At 61.3% G+C, this 23,180-nt stretch carries 25 protein-coding genes; 12 read left to right on the forward strand and 13 right to left on the reverse strand.

From position 1 onward, the window contains the following. Positions 1–38: 38 nt before the first annotated feature. Positions 39–497: a MaoC family dehydratase gene (locus tag FFS45_RS10415; protein WP_137954547.1), complete on the forward strand. Its 459-nt coding sequence runs from the start codon at positions 39–41 to the stop codon at positions 495–497. Continuing rightward, positions 494–958 (forward strand): MaoC family dehydratase, encoded by a 465-nt coding sequence (locus FFS45_RS10420; RefSeq protein WP_137954548.1) that lies wholly within the window; start codon positions 494–496, stop codon positions 956–958. The genes FFS45_RS10415 and FFS45_RS10420 overlap by 4 nt, the downstream gene beginning before the upstream one ends. 141 nt (positions 959–1,099) lie before the next feature. On the opposite strand, the gene FFS45_RS10425 is transcribed toward FFS45_RS10420, so the two are convergent. The 6 genes from FFS45_RS10425 to FFS45_RS10450 all read right to left on the reverse strand — a co-directional run bounded on the left by FFS45_RS10425 (position 1,100) and on the right by FFS45_RS10450 (position 7,526). Beyond that, positions 1,100–1,801: a glutathione binding-like protein gene (locus tag FFS45_RS10425; RefSeq protein ID WP_137954549.1), complete on the reverse strand. Its 702-nt coding sequence runs from the start codon at positions 1,799–1,801 to the stop codon at positions 1,100–1,102. Between the two features lie 209 nt (positions 1,802–2,010). Beyond that, complete coding sequence (locus FFS45_RS10430) at positions 2,011–3,270, reverse strand: acyl-CoA dehydrogenase family protein (protein ID WP_137954550.1); 1,260 nt, start codon at positions 3,268–3,270, stop codon at positions 2,011–2,013. A 30-nt stretch (positions 3,271–3,300) separates the two neighbouring features. Then, entirely contained in the window at positions 3,301–4,407 is a 1,107-nt protein-coding gene (locus FFS45_RS10435; protein ID WP_137954551.1) for a phosphotransferase, read from the reverse strand. A 24-nt stretch (positions 4,408–4,431) separates the two neighbouring features. Beyond that, positions 4,432–5,151, reverse strand: a complete 720-nt coding sequence (locus FFS45_RS10440) for a histidine phosphatase family protein (RefSeq protein ID WP_137954552.1) — start codon at positions 5,149–5,151, stop codon at positions 4,432–4,434. Between the two features lie 33 nt (positions 5,152–5,184). Next, the gene (locus FFS45_RS10445) at positions 5,185–5,973 is read right to left on the reverse strand and encodes an oxepin-CoA hydrolase, alternative type (protein WP_137954553.1); all 789 of its coding nucleotides are present in this window, start codon (positions 5,971–5,973) and stop codon (positions 5,185–5,187) included. Continuing rightward, complete coding sequence (locus FFS45_RS10450) at positions 5,970–7,526, reverse strand: 3-hydroxyacyl-CoA dehydrogenase (protein ID WP_137954554.1); 1,557 nt, start codon at positions 7,524–7,526, stop codon at positions 5,970–5,972. The genes FFS45_RS10445 and FFS45_RS10450 overlap by 4 nt, the downstream gene beginning before the upstream one ends. A gap of 126 nt (positions 7,527–7,652) precedes the next feature. On the opposite strand from FFS45_RS10450, the gene FFS45_RS10455 reads away from it, so the two are divergent. Then, positions 7,653–8,297 carry a glutathione S-transferase gene (locus FFS45_RS10455; protein WP_137954555.1) on the forward strand — a complete coding sequence of 215 codons (645 nt, stop codon included), beginning with the start codon at positions 7,653–7,655 and terminating at the stop codon, positions 8,295–8,297. A 157-nt stretch (positions 8,298–8,454) separates the two neighbouring features. Here FFS45_RS10455 and FFS45_RS10460 read toward each other — a convergent pair whose 3' ends face one another. After that, positions 8,455–9,627: a pyridoxal phosphate-dependent aminotransferase gene (locus FFS45_RS10460; RefSeq protein ID WP_137954556.1), complete on the reverse strand. Its 1,173-nt coding sequence runs from the start codon at positions 9,625–9,627 to the stop codon at positions 8,455–8,457. 78 nt (positions 9,628–9,705) lie between these two features. Further along, complete coding sequence (locus FFS45_RS10465; protein ID WP_137954557.1) at positions 9,706–10,209, reverse strand: putative toxin-antitoxin system toxin component, PIN family; 504 nt, start codon at positions 10,207–10,209, stop codon at positions 9,706–9,708. 183 nt (positions 10,210–10,392) lie between these two features. Here FFS45_RS10465 and FFS45_RS10470 point away from each other — a divergent pair, with 183 nt between their 5' ends. Together FFS45_RS10470 and FFS45_RS10475 are read left to right on the forward strand one after the other, a co-directional pair. Then, complete coding sequence (locus tag FFS45_RS10470; protein WP_137954558.1) at positions 10,393–10,950, forward strand: DUF6538 domain-containing protein; 558 nt, start codon at positions 10,393–10,395, stop codon at positions 10,948–10,950. 83 nt (positions 10,951–11,033) lie between these two features. Further along, on the forward strand, positions 11,034–11,753 hold the full coding sequence (locus tag FFS45_RS10475; protein ID WP_137954559.1) for a hypothetical protein: 720 nt from the start codon (positions 11,034–11,036) through the stop codon (positions 11,751–11,753). 170 nt (positions 11,754–11,923) lie between these two features. Here the strand turns inward: FFS45_RS10475 and FFS45_RS10480 are convergent, their stop codons facing one another. Beyond that, positions 11,924–12,562, reverse strand: coding sequence for a hypothetical protein (locus tag FFS45_RS10480; RefSeq protein ID WP_137954560.1), 639 nt, complete (start codon positions 12,560–12,562; stop codon positions 11,924–11,926). 569 nt (positions 12,563–13,131) lie between these two features. Between FFS45_RS10480 and FFS45_RS10485 the strand changes: the two genes are divergently transcribed. The 6 genes from FFS45_RS10485 (at position 13,132) to FFS45_RS10510 (ending at position 16,996) form a co-directional block, all read left to right on the forward strand. Continuing rightward, positions 13,132–13,398: a pyocin activator PrtN family protein gene (locus FFS45_RS10485; protein WP_137954561.1), complete on the forward strand. Its 267-nt coding sequence runs from the start codon at positions 13,132–13,134 to the stop codon at positions 13,396–13,398. 4 nt (positions 13,399–13,402) lie between these two features. Beyond that, positions 13,403–13,678 carry a pyocin activator PrtN family protein gene (locus FFS45_RS10490; RefSeq protein ID WP_137954562.1) on the forward strand — a complete coding sequence of 92 codons (276 nt, stop codon included), beginning with the start codon at positions 13,403–13,405 and terminating at the stop codon, positions 13,676–13,678. Positions 13,679–13,703: 25 nt separating this feature from the next. Beyond that, on the forward strand, positions 13,704–13,970 hold the full coding sequence (locus FFS45_RS10495; protein ID WP_137954563.1) for a pyocin activator PrtN family protein: 267 nt from the start codon (positions 13,704–13,706) through the stop codon (positions 13,968–13,970). A gap of 17 nt (positions 13,971–13,987) precedes the next feature. Further along, positions 13,988–14,893 (forward strand): hypothetical protein, encoded by a 906-nt coding sequence (locus tag FFS45_RS10500; protein ID WP_137954564.1) that lies wholly within the window; start codon positions 13,988–13,990, stop codon positions 14,891–14,893. A 61-nt stretch (positions 14,894–14,954) separates the two neighbouring features. Beyond that, the gene (gene yaaA, locus FFS45_RS10505) at positions 14,955–15,737 is read left to right on the forward strand and encodes a peroxide stress protein YaaA (protein ID WP_137954565.1); all 783 of its coding nucleotides are present in this window, start codon (positions 14,955–14,957) and stop codon (positions 15,735–15,737) included. A gap of 104 nt (positions 15,738–15,841) precedes the next feature. Further along, positions 15,842–16,996 carry a M14-type cytosolic carboxypeptidase gene (locus FFS45_RS10510; protein WP_137954566.1) on the forward strand — a complete coding sequence of 385 codons (1,155 nt, stop codon included), beginning with the start codon at positions 15,842–15,844 and terminating at the stop codon, positions 16,994–16,996. Between the two features lie 176 nt (positions 16,997–17,172). Here the strand turns inward: FFS45_RS10510 and FFS45_RS10515 are convergent, their stop codons facing one another. The 4 genes from FFS45_RS10515 to FFS45_RS10530 all read right to left on the reverse strand — a co-directional run bounded on the left by FFS45_RS10515 (position 17,173) and on the right by FFS45_RS10530 (position 21,324). Beyond that, positions 17,173–17,805, reverse strand: a complete 633-nt coding sequence (locus FFS45_RS10515) for a hypothetical protein (protein WP_137954567.1) — start codon at positions 17,803–17,805, stop codon at positions 17,173–17,175. A gap of 291 nt (positions 17,806–18,096) precedes the next feature. Beyond that, the gene (locus tag FFS45_RS10520) at positions 18,097–18,765 is read right to left on the reverse strand and encodes an energy-coupling factor ABC transporter permease (protein WP_137954568.1); all 669 of its coding nucleotides are present in this window, start codon (positions 18,763–18,765) and stop codon (positions 18,097–18,099) included. 144 nt (positions 18,766–18,909) lie between these two features. After that, on the reverse strand, positions 18,910–19,827 hold the full coding sequence (locus tag FFS45_RS10525) for a response regulator transcription factor (RefSeq protein WP_137954569.1): 918 nt from the start codon (positions 19,825–19,827) through the stop codon (positions 18,910–18,912). A gap of 282 nt (positions 19,828–20,109) precedes the next feature. Next, positions 20,110–21,324: a DUF2863 family protein gene (locus tag FFS45_RS10530; protein WP_137954570.1), complete on the reverse strand. Its 1,215-nt coding sequence runs from the start codon at positions 21,322–21,324 to the stop codon at positions 20,110–20,112. Between the two features lie 289 nt (positions 21,325–21,613). Here FFS45_RS10530 and FFS45_RS10535 point away from each other — a divergent pair, with 289 nt between their 5' ends. After that, positions 21,614–22,729: an AI-2E family transporter gene (locus tag FFS45_RS10535; protein ID WP_137954571.1), complete on the forward strand. Its 1,116-nt coding sequence runs from the start codon at positions 21,614–21,616 to the stop codon at positions 22,727–22,729. Positions 22,730–23,180 lie beyond the last annotated feature (451 nt).

Below are 23,180 nucleotides of genomic sequence, written 5' to 3' on the forward strand. Positions count from 1 at the left end.
CTTGGCTGGCCGCTGGCTCTAACGAGTGAGGTATCGGGATGGGATTGAGTTTCGAAGATATGGAAGTCGGTACGGTGGTCGAATGCGGTGAGCACACGTTCACTCACGACGAGATCGTCCGGTTTGCCGAGCAGTTTGATCCGCAGCCGTTTCACGTTGACGACGCCGCTGCGGCGGCTTCGTCCTTCGGCGGTCTGGTCGCGAGCGGTTGGCATACCTGTTCGGTGATGATGGGTCTGCTGGTGCGCAACGTGCTCGCGGGTTCAACCTCGATGGGTTCACCGGGCGTCGATGAAATCCGCTGGTTCAAGCCGGTGCGGGTTGGCGATACGATTCGCATGACCAATGCGGTGCTCGACAAGCGCGTGTCGTCGAGCAAGCCGGACCGCGGCATCGTTGCAACCGAATGGGCGGGGATCAACCAGCACGGCGAGACGGTGATTACCGTGCGCTCCAAAGCGCTGTTCGGCTTGCGCCATCCTGGGTCAAGCGCATGAAGCGCGAGGTGGTCGTGCTCGACGCACAGGCGCTCCGTTCGCTGGTGGGCGCCGAGCCGCTCGTCAGTGAATGGCTACGCGTTGATCAAGCGAGCGTGAACGGCTTTGCCGACGCAACCAGCGATCATCAATGGATTCATGTCGACCCCGAGCGGGCGCGGCGCGAATCGCCGTTTGGCGGGCCGATCGCGCATGGCTTTCTGACCTTGTCGCTAATTCCGGGACTGCTGGAAAAGACGGTGGCGCTCAAGCAACGGATGGGCGTCAATTATGGCCTGAACCGGGTGCGGTTCACCGCACCCGTGCCGGTCGGCTCGGAAATTCGCGCGCGTTTTGCCGTGGCAAGCGTGGATGATGTGGAAGAGTCGGGCGTCCAGGTGGTGTGGAACGTGACGCTGGAACGGCAAGGTAGTGAGCGGCCGGTGTGCGTGGCGGAGTTCATCACGCGGCATTATTTCTAGCAGTTGGCTGCAAAAGCGGTGATATTCATGTCGCAGCGTCCGTCGTACTAGCCAGGTCAGTACGACGGACGCATACACGGTATGCGACTCGCGGATTGCGCGGACGGTTTCCCGCCGTCCACGCATCCGTTCTACTGAATCTCAGTGCTTGGCGTACTGCGTCGCGCCGAACAGCACTTCCTTCGCCTTCTCGTCCATCAACGGCTTGCGCGCCGAAGCCAGTACTTCCACACCGCGCAGCACGGCCGGCCTCGCGGCGATTTCTTCGTGCCAGCGTTTCACATGCGGGAACGTGTCCAGTTCGATACCCTGGTTTTGCCACGAGCGTGTCCAGGGGAACGACGCAATATCTGCAATCGTATAGTCGTTGCCTGCGAGATAACGGGTCTTGCCCAGTTGCGTGTCCATCACGCCATATAGACGTCGCGTCTCGTTCGTATAGCGGTTGATCGCGTATTCGATCGGCTGCGGCGCATAGATGCGGAAATGATGCGTCTGCCCGAGCATAGGACCGATGCCGCCCATCTGGAACATCAGCCACTGCAGGGTGGCGTAGCGCCCGGCCGGATCGGCAGGCAGGAGCTTGCCGGTTTTTTCGGCCAGATAGACCAGGATTGCGCCTGACTCGAATAGCGAGAACGGCTTGCCGTCGACGCCTTTCGGGCCGTCCGGATCGACGATGGCGGGAATCTTGTTGTTCGGGCTGATGGCGAGAAATTCCGGCTTGAACTGGTCGCCGGCGCCGATGTCGACCGGGTGTGCGGTGTAGGCGAGCCCAGTCTCTTCGAGCATGATGTGAACCTTGTGGCCGTTGGGGGTCGCCCAGCTATAGACGTCGATCATTGTGGCTCCTGTGTCGACCGGAGTAGGCGCTTAGGCGCGCGGCCCTGGTCCCATGCATGAAAGCGGCGCCGCACTACGCGGCGCCGAAGCAGGCAAAAATTAGAGCATAGATCGGGCGACGCTGCAGGGCAGCTGCCGAATGGCCGTGAGACCGCGGCGGGACCACGGTGGGAACCCGGCGCGACCGCCGCGTTGCGGTCGGTCCCGTATCACGAACGGGTAATCGGCGTCTCCACGCGTGCCGCTGCCCCGGCATCCATATAGCGCGCGAGTTCGAGCTTGGCGATAGCGTTGCGGTGCACCTCATCCGGGCCATCGGCGAAGCGCAGCGTGCGTGCCGACGTGTAGGCATAGGCGAGCGGAAAGTCTTCGCTGAGACCGGCCGCGCCGTGCGCCTGCATGGCCCAGTCGATTACCTGGCACGCCATGTTCGGCGCCACCACCTTGATCATGGCAATCTCGCCGCGTGCGCCCTTGTTGCCGACCGTGTCCATCATGTACGCAGTCTTGAGCGTCAGCAGCCGCGCCTGCTCGATCATGCAGCGTGCTTCGGCGATACGCTCCAGCGTGACGCCCTGGGCAGCCACCGGCTTGCCGAACGCCACACGTTGCAGCGAGCGCTTCGCCATCAGTTCGAGCGCGCGTTCGGCAAGCCCGATCAGGCGCATGCAGTGGTGAATCCGGCCCGGCCCGAGCCGGCCTTGCGCGATCTCGAAGCCGCGCCCTTCGCCGAGCAGCATGTTGGAGGCCGGTACGCGCACGTTTTCGAGCGTGATCTCCATGTGGCCGTGCGGCGCGTCGTCATAGCCGAACACGGTCAACGGACGGTGCACGGTAATGCCGGTTGCGTCGGCGGGCACCAGGATCATCGATTGCTGCTGGTGGCGCGGCGCCTCAGGGTCCGTCTTGCCCATCACGATGTACACCTTGCAGCGCGGATCGCCCGCACCGGACGACCACCACTTGTGGCCATTGATCACATAGTGGTCGCCGTCGCGCACGATGCTCGTCTGGATGTTGGTTGCATCGGACGAAGCCACTTCGGGCTCGGTCATCAGGAATGCAGAACGAATCTGACCTTGCAGCAACGGCTCGAGCCACTCGTGTTTGTTCGCCTCGCTGCCGTAACGCTCGATGGTCTCCATATTGCCGGTGTCGGGTGCGTTGCAATTGAACACTTCCGGCGCCCAGGGCACGCGTCCCATGATCTCGCACAGCGGCGCGTATTCGAGGTTCGTCAGGCCGGCGCCGCGTGCGGAGTCGGGCAGGAACAGATTCCATAGGCCGGCGTCGCGCGCTTTCTGCTTCAGTTGCTCGATCAGCTCAGTCGGCAACCACGCATTACCGTTTGCGCGGTTACGGGCGATTTCGCCGGCGAAGGCCTTTTCGTTCGGGTAGATGTGTTCGTCGAAGAAGGCGAGCAGTTTCTCGCGCAGTGCCTGAACCTTCGGGGTGTAATCGAAATTCATGTAAGACCTCGCGGATGACGGGGGTGTCGGTTAGCGCACTTTCTGCGCGTAGCGCCAGGCGAGCTCCGCCATGGGCTTTGCGCGCCGGCCTGCATCGAGCGCTTGCGCGCTTGCCGCGGTGCCGTCGACGACGCGTTTCATGATGCCTTGCAGGATCGCCGCGATCCGGAACATGTTGTAGGCCAGATAGAAGTTCCAGTCGCCGTGAATCTCAAAGCCGGTGCGTGCGCAATAGCGTTCCACGTACTGTGCTTCATCGGGGATGCCGAGCGCGGCCCAGTCGAGCCCTGCAATGCCGCGGAACTGCGCCGGATCGACGTGCCACGCCATGCAGTGATAAGCGAAGTCGGCAAGCGGGTCGCCGAGCGTCGACAGCTCCCAGTCGAGCACGGCGAGTACGCGTGGTTCATGCGGATGGAAGATCAGGTTGTCGAGCCGGTAGTCGCCGTGGACGATCGAGACACGCGCGCCGGTTTCATCCGGCATATGCTGCGGCAGCCATTCAATGAGGCGTGTCATGGCTTCGATCGGCTCGGTCTCCGAAGCGAGATACTGTTTGCTCCAGCGGCCGATCTGCCGTGCGAAGTAGTTGCCCGGTTTGCCGTAGTCGGCGAGACCGAGCGCGGCCACATCGACGCTATGCAGTGCGGCGATCACGCGGTTCATCTCGTCGTAGATCTCGCTGCGCTCAGTGGGTGTCATGCCGGGCAGCGACTGGTCCCACAGTACGCGGCCCTCGACGAACTCCATCACGTAGAATGCGCGGCCGATCACGCTTTCGTCCTCGCACAGCGCGAGCATCTGCGCGACCGGCACGTCGGTGCCGGCGAGCGCATGCATGACGCGGTACTCGCGCTCGATTGCATGTGCGGACGGCAGCAGTTTCGCCGTAGGCCCGGGTTTCGCGCGCATCACATAGGTGCGCGACGGCGTGATCAGCTTGAAGGTGGGATTCGACTGGCCACCCGCAAACTGCTCGATAGTGAGCGGTCCCGCGAAGCCATCCACATGTTGTGCCAGCCAGGCGCCGAGCGCGTCACTGTCGAAGCGCTGCCGCTCTGTAACCGGCCGCGTGCCGACGAACGCCGAGTAATCCGGTTTGTGTTCAGGTTCGCCCGTCTTCGTGGCTTCGCCCATTTGTCTCCTCCAGGTGAGTGTTCGCTACGCCTCGCGCTTGTATTGGATGAACTGGGCGTAGAGCATTTCCATCGTCGTGTTCCGTACATCGCGATGCAGCGGCGACGGCGGGGCGTAGTTGAGCGTGCGCAGCACCCAGTCGTGCGGGGCCTCGCCTACGTCCAGTGCGTTGATGCAACCGGTGGCCTGCGAAAGATGGCCGAAGAACGTGCGCCCGCCTGCCGTGATGGCATGCGAAAGGAGCGCGCGATTCACGCCGCCATGCAGAACCAGCAGCACGGTGTCCCACGACGTGTCCTCGCGCAGCGTCGCGAGCGCCGGCAGCACGCGGTCGAATAGCTCGCCGATCGTTTCACCGCCAAGAAAGCGCGTGCTCTCAGGGACCACGCCGTCGAATACGCTGAGGAAGGCGGCTTCAATATCGGCCGCCGGAATATCGTTTAGCCTGCCGCCGCGAATTTCCTGCCACGCGGGTTCGACATCGAGGTCGATGTGCTGATGGGTTTCAGCCAGCACACGCTGGGCAGTTTCGACGGTGCGCGGCAAGCCGCTGACAATGACCCGGTCGAAGCGGATCTGATGCGCGGCGAATGCGTGCCCGGCGGCGCTCGCCTGGTCGCGGCCGTGGGCGTTCAGCGGCACCGTTTCCGGATCGATGGCGCGCCCCGTGGCATCGAAGTACGTTACGTCGCCATGGCGCATCAGGTAGATGCGACGCCGTTTGGGCAGTTGGTACTCAGGCATGTCGGCCTCGCTGGCTTACTCGCAAATGGGTGCTCACTTGTACCGGGGGGCGCGTTTTTCGAGGAACGCGCTGATGCCTTCGAGTGCGTCGCGGTGATGCAGCGAGGCGACGAAGTTGTCGCGTTCGGCCACCAGATGATTGGCGAGCGGCTGCGTGCGGGCCGTGGCGATCAAGCCCTTGATGCGGGCCGTGGCGTTGGGCGAAATCTTGCCGAGATCGTCGGCCCAGCTGATCGCGGTCTCGCGTACCGCACCGGGTTTGGCGAGACGGTTGACCACGCCAAGTTCGGCCAGGCGCGCGGCGCCGATTGGTTTGCCTTCGAGCAGAACTTCAGTGGCAAGCTGGTAAGGCAAGGCTTGGGCGAGAAACCACGAGCCGCCGCCGTCGGGCGTCAGGCCGACGCGTGAGTACGACATCACGAACTTGGCATCGTCGGCGGCGACCAGCAGATCGCACGCCAGCGCCAGCGAGAAGCCCGCGCCGGCCGCGGCGCCTTCCACTGCGGCGATGACCGGCTTCGACAATCCGCGTACAGACTCGATCCACTCGCCCAGCAGGTCGATGCTTTGTGCCTGCACGGAAGGATCTTTCGCGCGATTCTCCAGCAGCCGGTTCAGGTTGCCGCCGGCGCAAAAGAACTGGTCCGCACCCGTGATGACCACCGCGCGCACCGATGGATCGCGTTCGGCGCTATTGAGCGCCTCGATGCCCGCTGCGTACATGTCGGGATGCAAGGCGTTGCGCAGACCGGGGTTCGAGAGCGTGAGGACGAGCGTCGATTCGCTTTCATCCGGGCGTGAGGTGAGCAGTTCGGCGCTCATGACTGGTCCTCCGGTTGTGCATCGGCGGCGTCGCCTTGCGTCAATGACAGACCCAGTTGCGCGCGCCGCGCGAGCCACGGCGACGGACGGTAGCGCGGGTCGCCCAGCACGCTGAACATGTTGCGCAGAATCGTGAGAATGGTGCGTGCGCCGAGTGCGTCTCCGAGCGCGAGCGGGCCGCGCGGATAGCCGAGGCCGAGCGTGACCGCGAGGTCGATGTCTGCGGGCGTGGCAATCTGCTTCTGCGCGATCTCGCAGCCGATGTTGACGATCGTCGCCACCACGCGCTGCGCCACGAAGCCGGTCGAATCCCGGATCACCGTTACGGGGATGCCGTCTGCGGCGAGCAGCGCATGCGCGGTGTCGCGTGCGATCCGGGTCGTGGCCGGCGTGGTCATCAACGTGCGGCGTTGCGCGGCGGCGAACGGGAACAGTGCGTCCACGGCGACGACGCGGCGCGCATCGAGGCCTTCGTCGACGGCTGCGGTGGTTGCATCGTGGCCAAACGGTGTGACGATGATAAGCGAGTCTGCCGCGGGCGTATTGCCCTCATCGAGCGCAACTCCGGCCTTGGCGATCAGTTGCAACAAAGCCTCACGTGCTTCGGGATAGCGCCTGCTGACCCACACGCGCTCAGGCAACACCGTCGGCGCGGCCGCTTCGTCAGGCACCTGTTGCTTGCCGTCGTCGTAGCGATAAAAACCTTCGCCTGTCTTGCGGCCGATCAGGCCACCCGCGAGCCGCGTGCCGGTGATCGGTGACGGCGTGAAACGCGGTTCTTCGTAGAACTGATGATAGATCGATTCCATCACCGGATGCGACACGTCGAGCGCAGTCAGATCGAGCAGCTCGAACGGGCCGAGTCGAAAGCCGGCCTGCTCGCGCATGATGCGATCGATCTCGACAAAGCTCGCGACGCCTTCGCCGGCCACGCGCAGGCCCTCGGTATTCATGCCGCGCCCGGCGTGATTGACGATGAAGCCCGGCATATCTTTCGCCCGCACCGGCGTATGCCCCATGCGGCGCGCGAGGTCCATCAACGCATCGCCGGCGGCAGGGTCGCTGCGCAGTCCGTCGATTACTTCGACGACCTTCATCAGCGGCACGGGGTTGAAGAAGTGATAGCCGACCACGCGCGACGGGTCGGTGCAGCCGGCGGCAATTGCCGTGATCGACAGCGACGACGTGTTCGACGCCAGCAGGCAGCGGCCGCTGACGACGGTTTCCAGTTCGCGAAAGAGGGTCTGCTTGACATCGAGCTTTTCGACGATGGCCTCGACTACCAGGTCGCAGTCCGCCAGGTCGCCGACCGCCTGTGCGCCGGTCACGTTGGCAAGCGCCGCGAGCGAGCGGGCCTGGTCGAGCTTGCCTTTGGCGGTGAGTTTGGCGAAGGTCTCTGCGAGGTAGTCGCGCGCCGCTCCGACGGCAGCCGGGTTGGTGTCGTACAAACGGACCGTCAGGCCCGCCAGCGCGGCGATCTGCGCGATGCCGCGCCCCATTGCGCCCGTTCCGACAATGCCGATAGTCTCGATGCTGTAATTGCGAGAGGTCATTGGGTTGCTCGACTCCATGGTTATTTTAGAATAGCACGATCGTGCAATTTACTGGATGATTGATTCAAAGGCCACCAGTTCGGTTCTAATGAGCGGCCCCGACCACCTGACACAAGGAGACACCCGGTGATCAAACTGTGCGGCTTTGCGCTGTCCAACTACTACAACAAAGTCAAATTCGTGCTGCTCGAACATGACATCCCGTTCGAGGAGTCTTTCGTGATGACGGGCCAGGAAGAGTCGCTGCTCGCGCATTCGCCGCTCGGCAAGGTGCCGTTCATTCAGACCGGGCAGGGCGACCTGTGCGAATCGCAGGCGATTATCGAGTACCTGCACGCGCGCTTTCCCGAGAAGGGGATTTTTTCCGCAGACCCATGGGAAGCTGCCAAAGAGCGCGAGTTGATCACGTTCGTCGATCTGCACCTGGAACTGGTGGCGCGCGATCTCTACAAGGAAGCCTTCTTCGGCGGCACGGTGACCGACGCAACCAAGGGGCGAGTGGAAAAGCTGCTGACGCGGCATATTGCCGGCTTCAAACGGCTCGCGAAGTTCGAGCCGTTTCTGCGCGGGGACAGATTCAGCGTGGCCGATATAGCCGGGTTCGTGAGCCTGCCGCTGGTCGGCATGACGACGCAGATCATCTACGGCCGCGACTTTCTGCTCGATGCGGGCGTGGACTGGAAACGCTACGTGAAGGCGGTGGGCGAGCGGCCCGCGGCGCAGCGTGTGACGGCGGACCGCAAGGCTTACATCGCGGCGACCGCGAAGTAGCGAGGGGCGGCAGCCGTTCGAACTGTCTCGCTGGTGTGAGAAGCTCGGGCGGCTCGCTCTGCTTGTCTTGCCCAGCGGCGCACAGGCGCAGACGCGCGCCGCTGCCGCTGGCGATGGCGCAGAACGCAGGTTCGTTCGCGGCATCGCGGGCGTCATTCTAGAGACGCGCCAGCCGTTCGAGCGCCGTGGCGAGTGTGCTTTCCTGCTTCGCGAAGCAGAAGCGCACCACCCCCGATTCATGCGTCTCGTGATAGAACGCCGACACCGGAATTGCGGCGACGCCGATCTCGGCGGTCAACCATTGCGCGAATTCGGCTTCCGGCAGGTCGCTGATGGCCGAATAGTCGACGCACTGGAAGTAGGTGCCGGTGCACGGCAGCAGCTTGAAACGGGTGTTGGCGAGGCCGGCGCGGAAGAAATCGCGTTTCTTCTGATAGAAGGCCGGCAGGTCCAGATACGGCGCCGGGTCGCGCATGTAGTCCGCGAGGCCCACCTGCATGGGCGTGTTCACCGTGAACACGTTGAACTGATGGACCTTGCGGAATTCGGCTGTGAGCGCGGCGGGCGCGGCCACGTAGCCCACCTTCCAGCCCGTCACGTGATAGGTCTTGCCGAAGCTCGACACCACAAAGCTGCGCTGCGCGAGCTCCGGGTAGCGCGCGACGCTCTCATGCGGCGCGCCGTCATACACCATGTGCTCGTAGACCTCATCGGACAGGATCAGCACGTTGGTGCCGCGGACGATTTCTTCGAGCTTGCGCATGTCCTCGGCGCGCCAGACCGTGCCGGTCGGGTTGTGCGGCGTGTTGATCAGCAACAGGCGGGTTTTCGGCGTGATCGCGGCGGCGAGCCTGTCGAACGGGATGCTGTACTCGGGCGCTTCCAGCGTGACGAACACCGGCTTGCCGCCGGCCAGTTCGATCGACGGCACGTAGCTGTCATAGGTGGGTTCGACCACGACCACTTCGTCGCCCGGGTGCACGGTGCAGAGAATCGCAGTCAGGAGCGCCTGGGTGGCGCCCGCCGTGACGGTGATCTCGCTGTTCGCGTCATAGCGGCGGCCGTACAGGCTGGCGATCTTGTCCGAGATTGCCTGGCGCAGGGGCGCCGCGCCTGCCATTGGCGGGTACTGGTTGTGGCCGTCGCGCATGGCCTTTGCCACCGCGTCGACGATACGCGGATCGCAACCGAAGTCCGGAAAGCCCTGGCCGAGGTTCACGGCCCCTTTTTCCGCGGCGAGCGCGCTCATCACGGTGAAAATGGTGGTGCCCACGTCCGGCAGACGGGACGGAAACGACGGGATCATCGGCGTGTCGTGCGGTGCATTCATGGCGCTATCGGTGCTTAAACGATGGTCTTGAGGACAGGGTGAAGCTCGATTGTAGGGAATCTGCGCGTAGTGTGCGCGTCAGGCCGGCGCGGGCTCGTCGGCCTGCAGGACGCAGGAGGCGACGAACGGCCTCGGCTCTGCAATCTGGAAACCGAAGTCGCGGGCGATGCGGCGCGCCAGTTTCAGCACCGCACGGTCTTTCGACACCAGCCAGTCGGCTTGCGCGGCGTGCGCCAGCTCGAGGAACTTCTGGTCGTCGCGGTCCTTGCACTTCGGCAGCGGGCGGACGTTTTCAGCCGGCGCGGCGGCTAGCGCCGGCTCGGCTTGCTCGACCAGTTGTGCGAGGCGCGTCACGGTTGCAAGCGCCTCCGCCTTGTCCACCTCGCGTTTGGCAAACTGCGGGTAGTCGAGCACGTAGGTGAGCTCCGCGAGACAGCGGGCGTCGATCAACGCTTCGAGCGCGCCGCTTTCAAGGGCGGCGCGGATGGGACGCGTGTGTGGATCGTCGAAGACGAGGATGTCGATCCATACGTTCGAATCGAGGACCACGCGCAGGGCGGGTGCGGCAGGGGAGGCGGGCATTCGTTACAATCTGGCTTTCGTCATTAACGCCAGGCACGGCGTGCCTGCAAGCCTCTATGATAATCGTTCTGATTCTGAGCGGCGTCACAAGGCCTTGATTTATAAGAAAAATCAAGCGGATCAAGTACTTAGTTTGGACTGCGACCGGTGGAACACCCACCACTGCCACCGGACGATACAGCAATGAGCCATTTAGAAAAGCGGGGCGGCCGCTATTACTTTCGCCGCAAGGTACCCACTGCACTACGAGAGCATTACGGGCGTGATGAACTTCGATACTCCCTCAGGACTCCAGACCGGGCAGAGGCCATGCGTCTTGCGGCGGTCGAGACCGTGCGCACGGACAGCGAGTTTGCTGCGTTATTGAACCCTGCTGCAAAGGTGTTTGACGTGGTGGTGGTCGAGCCGAAAATGCTGCGGGAGTACGTGCTAGACCCGGACACGTTGGACGGCCTGCCGACTGGGCAAACGATACCTGTGCGTATGCTGAAGACACAAGCCGAAATGCTGAAAGCCGCCGCCTATGCTGAAGGGCGGCCCACGGCTGCGATCATTCGTGACCTGTTAGACATGTATTTTGCCGTCAAGAAGCATAACCCCGACACGCGCGAACGCGAGCGTTTCTGGCATGCTTATATGCTTCAGGAACCGTCCCTTAGCGACCCGGAAAAAGACCGGATGCAAAATATAGTAGAAGCGCTTAATGCTAAAGATGATGAGGCGCACGGCGCTGCCGCTTAGACCGGAACAGCGAGCTAGGGTCAGGGATAATCGAGAACCGATTCGCCAAAAAGAACGTTTGGGCAGCTACTCAAGGGGAAGCAATGAAGCGAGCGACTATCGGCTCGAAACAAGTGTTTGCACACTGTAAGCTGTACAGGGACGAAGTCGAAGATATTGTCGAGTTATTAACTATCGACGGCGTGCGCCCAAAAATAGAGAGTGACGGCTACGAAATAGAAGAAGATGATGATCTGTTCGAGTACCTTGGAGAGCGAGGACGAGCAACACTAGAGATCAAAAGCCGCGATATCTATGCGGTGTCACTTAGCACGAGTGATTTCAATGGTAAGGTTGAGGTCTCGACGTTAGGAGCTTCGACAGAAACTCTTGCGCTATTTGAGCGCGTATCCAACATCATCAGACATAACGCATCGGGGACGTGGTTGTCTGAACATCCAGTATTTTTCGCCGCCTCGCTTTGGCCACTCTTAGCAGGGGTGCCAATGTTATTTGCAAAATCCTCGCAGTTTCACCTCCCGGGATTCGCTTTGACTGTGGCAGGCTTAATTGCTTTCGCTTTTCGCTATGCCACCCGTCCCAGCGTCCGCACGCGATTCTTCGGCATACGCCGTCACGAGAAAAAAACCTTCTGGGACCGGAAAAAAGATGACTTAATGGAGAAGGCATTGATTGCTTTGTTCTCCGCAGCAGTTGGCGGAGCGATTGGTTACTATCTAAAGCCAGGACCACAAGCAATTGCTGCAACTCCATCGGCCACTCAAAGCCACGCAGAAACGCCTTCATCGGCCCCTCGACAATAAGCGCTCTGTATAGCCCAACCCCGGAGAAGGACAAATACAAGAATCGATGGCGCTTGCCATTGCCGGTCGCACATCAAAGCACGCCGTCCACAATCTACGCACGCCGGACTCGAACCGCCACGTATCAACGGCATTCGAGTCCGGCCCGGCACCATTACTCCCAATGACTCCTACAGCGGGACACCAATCCGACGATCAGCATGCATAGTCATCGGCAACTCCAGCCCAATCACCTTATAGCGAGACATAGCAGTCACGAGAGGACCGAGCGGATACGATATGCGCCGAGCGCTGCCCGCGTTCTTGATGGCTTGGCCGTCCCCCTGATTGGAGATACGGATAACCCAGGCCGTGTGAGCATTCGCCGCCTCGTCGTAATATGCCTCCTCGTACACATCTTCAGGCGATAACTGGCCTATCTCCTCAAGCCGAGCACCTGTGAAAAGTGCGAGCAGTGGTATCCAGTAGGCAGCATCTTTACGGCCCGACACAGGACGGGAACCGCTTACATATACAGGACTTGAAAAGATAGCTCGCGGCGCCGTTAGATCGAACGGGAACCGCGCGCCCTTGACATTCTTGCGCGTGCCTACTTTTACGCCTCGCGCCGGATTGTGGTCAATGTGCAGATTCGCCTCTGCAAAGTTAAGCAGCGTCCGAAGCATGTTTAACCGGAGGTTCGTCGTAGCGGGTGACGTGCCGCCAGCAAGCAATTCGTCTTTGTACTTGACAATATGCGCCTTTGTAACCGAGGCAATCGGGAATCTACCCACATGATCGTAAAACGAGTCGATTGTGCGATTCATCATGGCGACCGATCTAGGGACTGGCGCACGCTCAGTGACCCATGAAGCGGCAAGTTCCGCAAGAGAACGCGTGCCGTCCGCATCCCCTTTCTGTGTCATTTCGGGGGGCGGTGACGACCCGGACGGGGCCGGTGTGGGGGCTGGTATTGATGGAGCTATTGAAACCGCATTAGACAGACGTTCAGCCTCCACGGCCCGCGCGACAAGCAGGCTTGTTTTAAAATTTCGAGCGTCCTTAACCTGCCGTTTGTAGCTCTTCGATAGAGGTTCGCCGGTTCCATTCAAAGCGGCATCCTCGTAAAGCAGTGCTACCGGTTCCCCAGCGAGCGTTACCTCCACGTAATCGCCGGGGTTAGCAGGATTGAAAGGTACGGATAGTCACAACGAAACGTCACGGTGCCCACGCTCTAAGTTGTCAGGGCGGCCCTCTGAAGTGACTGCCGTGGGGTGCTAGATTTGCGTCAATGCTGCTGTAAAACTGTTTACGATCCTATGTACTCCACACAAATTTATTGCGCTGATCGAAGAATCTGTTCTACATTCCGTCGTGTCTAACGATGAAGGGTGAGGCGATGAACACGGCGTTTCTTTTCATGGCCCAATTCGGAGCAAGGGCTGTGATACCGCTGGAGGAGGTCCGCAAGGCGTTCTTTTCACACCTGGAGCCGGATAACCTTACGCGCAAGCTAACTAGCGGAGAAATACCGCTTCCCGTAGTGAAGGCAGACAGAAGCCAGAAAACCGCGAAGGGGGTACACCTCCAAGACTTGGCTGAGTACATCGATATTCAGAGGGCGGAAGCGGTGAAAGAGCGCAATCAACTCTGCGGCTTACGGTGAGGATATGAATACGATATTTCTTCTGATGGCGCAGTTCGGCCCGCGAGTTGCCATACCTGTAGAGGATGTTCGGCGTGAATATTTCCCTCATTTAGAACTTCTCCAGTTCATGAGGAAACTGTCTATAGGTGACATTCCTCTGCCCGTCACACGGGCCGAAAGGAGTGTTAAAAGTGCAAAGTACATCAGCATGATGGACCTAGCAATTTACCTTGATGCGCAGATGGAGGCCGGGCGGCGCGATTACGAGAAACTGAGGGCGCACGGCAGCGCTTTGTAGACTTGCTGCTTAGACGGGTGAAGCTATGAACACAATTTTCCTGCTCATGGCCCAATTCGGTCCGAGAGCGATCATCCCCATTGAAGAAGTATGTACGGCTTATTTCCCTCATCTGGAGCTTAAGGCGTTCACGCGGAAGATAGCGAGTGGGGATATACCACTGCCTGTGGTCCGAATCGAAGATAGCAAGCAGGCCTCGAAAGGTGTCTACGCGCAGGACTTGGCCGATTACATAGACGCAAAACGGGCTGTGGCGGTGAAGGAACGGAATCAACTTTGCGGTTTGCGGTGATCTAGTAATGTGATGCGATGCCTAAAGACCTCAGATTGAAAATTCAGCGCGCCGTTAGCGGCGGGCCGGACATGCGTAAGCCCCAGTATCCAGGAGGATACGAGCCTCCTGCTGCTGGCCTCGCGCGTGCACGCCTCGTTGGATATTTCGAGCTTGGTACGCATGAGGAGGAATTCGAGAACAGGAAGCGCGACCGTGAAAAGGTTGATCTGGTCTTTGAACTGAGCGGACCGAATCACGCACCGAGGCAACTTGAGAACGGTACGCTCGTTCCGATCCGTATCGCGGTCCAAGAGACGTTAAGCCTCGACGAACGCTCTAATTTCTTCAGGCTGTTCGGCGCGTTGAACTACGCAGGCAAAGCTACGCATATGGCGGAGCTTCTGGGCGACCCGTTTATCGTTGAGGTGTTCCACCGTCCCAGCGTGGACGGCACCAAGATATATGCGACGCTCAAAGGGCCTGCCGGATACATGGTTACGGGACCTGATATCCACGACGCACGCACCGGACGGGATATCCATGTAGAAGTGGCACAGCCGATTACGGATTTGAGGATGTTTGTGTGGGCGAGTGCTGACAAAGAAGACTGGTACAGCATCCACATTCCGGGTGAGTACGAGGAGAAGAAAGACGCAGAAGGTAAGGTTATCTCTCCGGCGCGCTCCAAGAACGTGATTCAAGAATGCATCATGTCCGCCAAGAACTGGCCGGATCATCCGCTAGCGGCGGTCGTTCAACTTGGAGGTGACCCGGACGCACCCAGCCCGGAGGAGTTGGAGAGGCAGCGGGAGGAGGAGCTTAAAGAGTGGCAGGAGGAAAATTGGCGGAGACTCAAGGCGGCTGTTGACAATGCGGTGGGGAAGCGTCCTAAGGAGCCGCCGAAGAGACGTGCGCGCGTGCCGAAGCGGCCTGAAAACTGATACACTCGCCTGCTCCACCGGTAGCAATGTTTCAACGTAAGTATTTGATTTTTAAAGCCAAATGATAATCGTTCTGTCGCCGGCGAAATCGCTCGACTACGAAACCCCTCCGCACGTCAAAAAGCATACGATCCCCGATTTTGTCGATGACGCCGCCGAATTGATCGGCGGGTTGCGCCGCCTGTCGCCGCAACAGATCGGCACGTTGATGGGCATTTCCGATCCGCTCGCTCAGCTCAACTTCCAGCGTTATGCCGAGTGGTCGCCCAGCTTCGACACCAGTAACGCGAAGCAGGCAGTGCTCGCATTCAACGGCGATGTGTACGAGGGATTCGACGCGAAGACCCTGTCTTCAGCCGATCTCGACTTTGCGCAAAAACACGTGCGCGTGCTGTCGGGCCTGTACGGGCTGCTGCGCCCGCTCGATCTGCTGCAGCCGTACCGGCTCGAGATGGGGACGCGTTTTGCCAATGCGCGGGGCAAGGATCTGTATGCGTTCTGGGGCGAGCGCATCACGCAGGCGTTGAATGCGCAACTAAAGAAGAACGCGAGCGCGCAGCGTGTGCTGGTTAACTGCGCATCGGGCGAGTACTTCAAGTCGGTCAAGCCGAAATTGCTCGACGCGCCGGTGATCACGCCGGTGTTCGAAGACTGGAAGGGCGGGCGCTACAAGATCATCAGCTTCCATGCGAAGCGCGCTCGTGGGCTGATGGCGCGCTATGCAGTCGAGAACCGCCTTGAGGCGCCGGAGCAGTTGAGGGGCTTCGATAGCGAGGGATATGCGTTCGACGCCGAGGCGTCGAACGATTCGACTTACGTATTCCGCCGCCGGATTGCCGAGTGAACACAGGATCAGCGCCAGGCGAAGCGCCGGATGAGCGCTGACCAGGCAGGCAAGCGAAGCGTACCGTACCGGCCGCAATGGCCACCCAAGCCGGGAACAACACCATGACACTATCTATTACGAGCAACTTCGATGCAGGCGCGATCGAAGTCCTGTCCTGCGAGCAGGCCGACAATATCCGCTTGCGCGTGCGGCGCGACAGCCACGCCGACTTTGCGCAGTGGTTCTACTTCCGCCTGTCCGGCGCGCAGGGCGAGCGCTGCGTGATGACCTTCGAGAACGCTGCCGACTGCGCGTTCGCAGAAGGCTGGCGCGACTATCAGGCGGCCGCGAGCTACGACCGCGTGAACTGGTTCCGCGTGCCCACCTCGTACGACGGCCGCGTGTTGACGATCGACCACACGCCCGAGTTCGACCGTATCTACTACGCGTACTTCGAGCCATACAGCGAAGAGCGTCACTCGGAGTTTCTGGGCGCCGTGCAGCAAATGCCGCAGGCGTCGCTCACCGAGCTCGGCCTCACCGTCGAAGGCCGGCCGATGTCCTTGCTCACGCTCGGCACGCCGCAAAGCGGCGCCACACCGAAAAAGAAGATCTGGATCATCGCGCGCCAGCATCCTGGCGAGACGATGGCCGAATGGTTTGTCGAAGGCATGGTGAAGCGCCTGGCCGGTTGGGGCGACTGGGCGGGCGACCCGGTCGCGCGCAAGCTCTACGACCACGCGGTGTTCTACATCGTGCCGAACATGAATCCCGATGGCAGCGTGCATGGCAATCTGCGGACCAACGCGGCCGGCGCGAATCTGAATCGCGAATGGATGGAGCCCGATGCGGCGCGCAGCCCCGAAGTGCTGCTGGTGCGCGACGCCATCCATGCAACCGGCTGCGATCTGTTCTTCGACATTCACGGCGACGAGGCGTTGCCCTATGTCTTCGTGGCGGGCTCGGAAATGCTGCCTGGCTTTACCGCTCGCCAAGGCGAGGAGCAGAAGGCGTTTATCGAGGCATTCAAGCACGCGAGTCCGGATTTCCAGGACAAGTACGGCTACGCGGCAAGCAAGTATCGCGAAGATGCGCTGAAGCTTGCGTCGAAGTACATCGGCAATGAATTCGGCTGCCTGTCCCTGACGCTGGAAATGCCGTTCAAGGACAACGCAAATCTGCCGGATGAGCGGGTAGGCTGGAATGGCGAGCGCAGTGCATCGCTGGGCGCCGCGATGCTGCAGGCGATCCTGCGGCACGTGGAAACGTTCGTCTGACGCGGTGAGCGAGGCGGCGGCGTTGGGCCGCTTGCTCTCACGGATAATATGCAGTGGCGGCTTCGCAGCGCGACAAAAAGCGAGGCATGGGCGGTGAGCCCATGCCTCGCTTTGCTTTTGTATGAGCGTTGGTGCCGGGCACTGGAACGGTGTGCCCGCGCACGTGCGCTATGGCGTCACTGCGTCTTCTTCGTTGTCGTTTTCTTGCTGCTCGATTTGCTGGACGACGACTTGCTCGACGTAGCTTTCTTCGAACTCTTGCCGGACGATTTCTTGATAGACGATTTGTTGCCGGTGGAGTGCTTGCCCTTTACGCCTTTGTGTTTGCCGGAAGACGGCTCGGCGCGCGGTTTGGCCGGCGGTACCGGATCGTTCCAGCTAAACGCGAGCATCTGGCTACCCACATAGCCGCAGCGGAATTTCAGGTCGGCGGGGTCGCCGTTGCCGTCCTGGCGCACGCCGAGCCCTTCCACGGTGACAATGCTGTCGACCTTGACGCGCTGCTTGCCTTCGTCGAACGAGTCGTTCCACGGCGTGACCGAAGAGTGCGCGCTATCGAAAGAGCTGGGCGGGAATTCGACGTGGTCGAAAACGGTTGAGGTGCTGGCGACAAAATTGCCATGCGCTGCGCAGTCCGCCACGAGCGGGTCGGCGTGCATGTCATTGACGAATTTATCGACGAGTTCGTTGTGCTGTTCGAGCTGATCGGCGAATGCGGGAGCGATGCACATGAGCGAAACACTCGCTGCACATGCCGCTAACCGGCCGGCCACCCGCAGCAATCGGCGCGGTACGTTGGTGCGATCCATCTAGTTCGGTAGGCGCTATTGAGACATCAGGCACGTAAGATGCCTGACGGCTGGAAGGAGTTCAATCCTGACACAAATATTTTGCGTTGTCGTGGTACGCAGTCTCGAATTGCGTGGGATTGCGCGGGCGCAGTGCGGACCGATTGCCGCAAGGTGTTGCTGGATGGCGCGGTTTGCCTTCTGTTGAGCCTGGTCGTTTTGCCGCACATCAAGCTGGGTGAAATGGCTACCCTCGCGCTGCGAGGCGGCGAACCTGGCGAGTGCGCAGGGCTACTGGCGCGTCGGACTACTTCAGATGCGCGGGCCGCCTAACCGGTAACGACGCACGTCATAGGTGGTGACCCATGCCGGCCGATAGACGGCGATCAGCGCCGTGGACATGCCCGTGAACCATGCTTCGCCCGTCGCCAGCAGAAACACACTGAACGCATAGCCGACGGGCACGACGGTCATCGAGCCGCCGGAGATAGCGACATGGGTGCCTACCGCAACCCCGGCTGTGAGCGCGACTGCGATGGCCGGAGACACGAAGCCCTGGCCGAAGATGAACATGAACAGGTTGCGCGGCAGCCACGCTATGCAGGCCCGCTGCAGCAGCGCGGAAATCCCAACCGGCAATGCACCGTAGATGATGAAGGTGAGCGCGATACCCTGCCATGGGGCGTCGAACACGACCGCCGCAAGCCCGGTGACCGCAGCCATGGCGACAAGTGCGAGCGCCCAGTCGAACAGCGTGACGACGAGCGTTGCGCCGAGCAGGTGCATCACCGTGCCGTCGTCGAGCCATGCGTTGCTGGCCCAGAGCACCGAGACGGCGACGATGATCGCGAGCCACACGTGTTGAAGCGTCGCGTCTTGCAGTCGTTTGAAAGGGTTTTTCCATAGCGCGAGCAGCAGCGCGGTGGCGACCCAGCCACCGACAGCGACCCATAGCGGAAGCGGTGTGTAGAGGAAACCCATACATCTCATATTACTCGTTGGACGGAAAAAGGTGTGAGCGGATTCCGTGCCAGCGGTGACCGAGGTGTGGATTTCCTGTCGGCGGTCAAATACCCGCATTGGGCCGCCGATCGGCCGGCGGCAAGCCGGCGACCTGCGGCCCGCTCATTCCGGTTGGGTTGGTTCGGTCTGCTCGGTCTGCTCGAATGGTTCGGTCGGTTCGGTTGGCTTGGTTGGTTCGTCCGGACCCGGTTCGCCAAATGGAGCCGTGGATTCGGCTGCCATCAACTGGTCTTGCCTCGCGTCGTTCGCCGGCAACGGGTACGTGAACGGCGGCTGGTTGCGGCGGCGCAGCGGGACAGCGCCCTGCTGACCCATGACCGGCCGCGGCGGGCTGTTGTGATCGGTGCGCAGCACTTCGAGCTGGGCCGACAGCCAGCCGTTATAAAGCGCTACGGCCGCGGCGCGATTGGGAGCACCGAGTTGCTGGAAGATACTGGCGAGGTGGATCTTGACGGTGCCTTCGCTGATGCCGAGGGTTCGGGCAATCATCTTGTTCGTGCTGCCCATATGCACGCAACGCATGATTTGCTCCTGACGGGGCGACAGGCCGTTCGCGAGCTTGGCTCGCCTGGGTGGCGGTTTGGCCGCGGCCTCCGGTTGGCGCGGCACAGCCTCGAGTTGCGGAGGCGGTGGGAGCGCCAGTGCGCCCGCCGGGACGTAGTGCCCGCCAAGCAGTACGATTTCGAGTGCGCGCACAATCAGGCGCGGGTCCGTGTCCCGCGGGACTACGCCGAGCACCCCTTTGTCGAGCAGATCGCACACGCATTCTGGCGAGGTGTCGCCCGTGAGCACGGCAACCCGCAGGCCGGAGTACTCGGCGAGCAACCGGCGGATGACAGTGGAGCACATCCAGTCCTGCCAGTCGATCACCAGCAGATCCGGCGTTTGCCTGCGCAGGGCGCGATCAACCTGGCGCCAGTCTTGTGCTTCATTGAAACGTGCGTGGCGGTCGATTTGCCGCAACAGTGCCTTGAGTCCGTCGCGTCGTTCCGCGTCCGAGTTAAGAACCGAGAATCGCATGCCATGTCTCCAGATGAATCAGTGGTGATGGCGCGATGCCAGCGAGCGGCAGATGAAGCCGGTTTGATTACGATGCGCCACCAGCGTCATCATGACAAATTCCTTGCGTCTTGGCGGCCTGGCCAGATGGCATAAGACAAGTGACATGTCTGGTTTTTCTCTTCGGAAATGCAAACGGCCCAATCAGCATAAGCCGATTGGGCCGTTCAGGTCTGGTGGGCGGTCTCGCCGCGTGGCCCTGCGGGGTAGCAGGGCTGGGGCCGGCACACGCCGCAGGGGGCCTCAGTGGAAATGCGGCTGCGCGGGTTCGGCGTCTTCGGGCATTTCCGCATGGACGATTTCGCCAAGCGGGTCGGCGTACAGAGGTACGCCGCAGTCATCGCAATATTCAGGCTCGAAGCGGCCGGCATGACGTCGGATATCGGTCACGCCGGTTTCCTTCAGCAGTGCGACGATTTCTTCGAGCGGGCCGTTGATCGCGTCGGTTTCTTGCGGCTCTTCGTCAATGCCCGATTCGCCGCTTTCCCGGCCATACAGGGGCCAGACGACGCCATAGATCACATCGTTGCTGCCGCGGCGCGTGAAGCCGACGCGATATTCGTCAATCCGGCGCTCGCCAAAGCCCGCGACGACCGCACGCAGGTCGCCCGGCGCCACGCTGATGGTGTCGAACAGGTAGCGCACGGCGGTGCGCACGGTATGCGGGCGCACGCGTTCGTCGGCGTCCCGGCAAGCCGAATAGTAGGCGTCCGGCAGCAGGCACTCGAATTCGCAGCCCGGCAAGGCCAGGGACAGGTTGGCGCCGCCCTGGTTGGCCCACTGCTCGAGGCATTGGCTGCGCTCGATGCGGTTACCGTGCTCCTCTTCCTGCCAGCGGAACACCGGTGCACCGACGGGAGCCGCGACTACCGCCAGCAGGAAACGCGGGTCGGCCAGAATCGGCGAGGTCTCGGGCAGTTCGCCGAAGTTGATTTTTGCTGTGCCGCTGCCGAGCGCTGCCTGTGCCAACTGCTGTGCGATGCGCCAGGTTTCGACGTGATGGCGCGGCAACTGGTCAATGCTGTACAGGAACGGCGCCATCCCCACGCGGGTGCCGGCGGCGAGAACGTGTGCCTGCAGGTGAGCGCGCAAGGCGTCCGCGGCGTCGCCTTTCAGCGGCCCGGAGGGGATCGCGTAGCGTGTCCAGGCGAGTACGGGGGCGGCGATCAGCAATGCCTCATGCGGCACGCCGTCGTGCTCGACAATGAACGATTCGCTATGCGTTTCCGCCATGTCGGCGAGCGCACCGTAGGCATCCGGATGATTCTGCTGAAGATGGTCCAGTGCCGCATCTAGCGTTGTCTGATTGGCATTGCGGACGATCTTGGCCAGCAGCGCATCGAGTTTCGCTTCCCAGAAGCGGTCTTCAGTGCGGCTGCCCGACGCGAATAGCGCGAGCGAGAGACCGACAAGCTTGTCGGCATCGGGAGGGAGACGTTTGGCGATTCGCGAGCGCATAAATCCAGAAGTGGGGTGCACAGAACCGTATATTCTAGTCTTTTCTGCGCCACCCCATGAATTGCGCGTGATGCTGGATGGCTCGGGCTGTCCGCGGCGTAACGCCGGCATGGCCGAGGGGGGCTTGGCGGCGCGCTATATGCCGATTGGCGGGTTGACGCGGACCACCTGGTTGACCCAAGGTAGGGGGTGCTGCGCAACTGACTTCCATGCGGGCGGCTTCCGGCGCTGCGCCAATGAGCGTGAGTGCTGACGCTGTCGTGGTCTGAAACAATCGAGAGGATTAATAGTGAAATCGGACCAACTGATCGAGCGGCTTGCCGCTGTGTTTGCATTGATCGTGCTGGTGGGCGGCTCGTTACTGGTGTTGGCGCCATTTACGACGGCATTGCTGTGGGGCGCCATTCTCAGCTATAGCTCGTGGGGGCTGTACCGCAAGCTGACCGCGATGGTCGGCGGCAGGCGCAAGCTGGCGGCACTGCTGATTGTCTTCATTATCCTGATTGTTGTTCTTGGACCGTTCGTCTATGCGGGATTCGCATTCGGGGCGCATGTGCATGAGATCGTCGCGCTGGTGCAAAGACTGTTTGAAGATGGGTTGCCGGATCTGCCGGACTGGGTTGGGCGGATTCCGCTGGCGGGTCCGAATATCGAAGCCTTCTGGGCACACCTGACAAGCGGCAACTCGGAGCTGATCGCCCAGTTGCGAACCCTGGCGGCGCCGGCCGGCAAGTGGATCCTCGCTGCTGCTATTGCGGTGACGCATGGCTTGGGGTTGCTCGCACTCAGTATCGTGCTGGCGTTCTTCTTCTATACCGGGGGCGAGGGCGCGGCGGCGTGGTTGAATGCGGGGATGCGCCGCATCGCCGGCGAACGCGCCGATTATCTGTTGGCGCTGGCGGGCAATACGGTGCGCGGCGTGGTGTACGGCATTCTTGGTACGGCGTTGGTGCAGGGGGTGCTGGCCGGCTTCGGTTGCTGGATTGCCGGCGTGCCGGCGCCTGCGCTGCTTGGATTAGCCACCTTTTTCCTTTCCGTCGTGCCGGGCGGTCCGGTGATTGTCTGGTTGCCCGCCGCAATCTGGCTTTACCACGGTGGCGCAACCGGCTGGGCGATCTTCCTGGTCGTCTGGGGCGTGGTTGCGGTGGGTATGTCGGATAACGTGATCAAGCCGATCCTGATCGGCAAGAGCAGCGACATGCCGTTGATTCTGGTGATGCTGGGCATACTCGGTGGAGCCTTCGCGTTCGGCTTCCTTGGCGTATTTATTGGGCCTACGCTGCTGGCCGTTGCCTACACGGTTTTGCATGATTGGACGATCGGTTCGTCGGCAGCTCAAACCTTGAAGCCAGAGATCGAAGCAGCGTCCGTCGACGACACACGGCCGGTTCAAAAGGCACCTTGAAATAAATTCCCGGTAGGGCTTGCAAGGCGATGAGCGGCTCGCTAGAATCTCGTTCTTTCGCGCTTCGTCAGAGACGGGCGCGGGAACGGGAGAGCCAGCAGTGGCAAGGCTTTCGGCGGGGCGGGCAGGTTGAGGTGGTGATAAAAACCTGTTGACGATCCAGCGAAAGTTCTTCATAATCTCGTTTCTCTGCTGCTGATGCAGCGACGCAGAACGAAGCGGTGCCGGGTGGTTGAAGTGTGCGCGGTTTTGTGAGTGCGGATGCGATCTTTAAAAATTAACAGCCGATAAGTGTGGGCGCTTGATGGCGACGCGAGCCGGGTCCTTCGGGGTCTGGTGTACAAGCGAAAGTATCAAGTCTCACACAGTAATGAAAGGAAGGTTTTCCTGTTCTTATGGACAGGTTAATCAATCGTCAGTACGTTGAGTGAGCGACCGGTCTCGGAAGAGA

This window comes from Burkholderia sp. 4M9327F10 (assembly GCF_005503145.1).
Classification (GTDB): domain Bacteria; phylum Pseudomonadota; class Gammaproteobacteria; order Burkholderiales; family Burkholderiaceae; genus Paraburkholderia.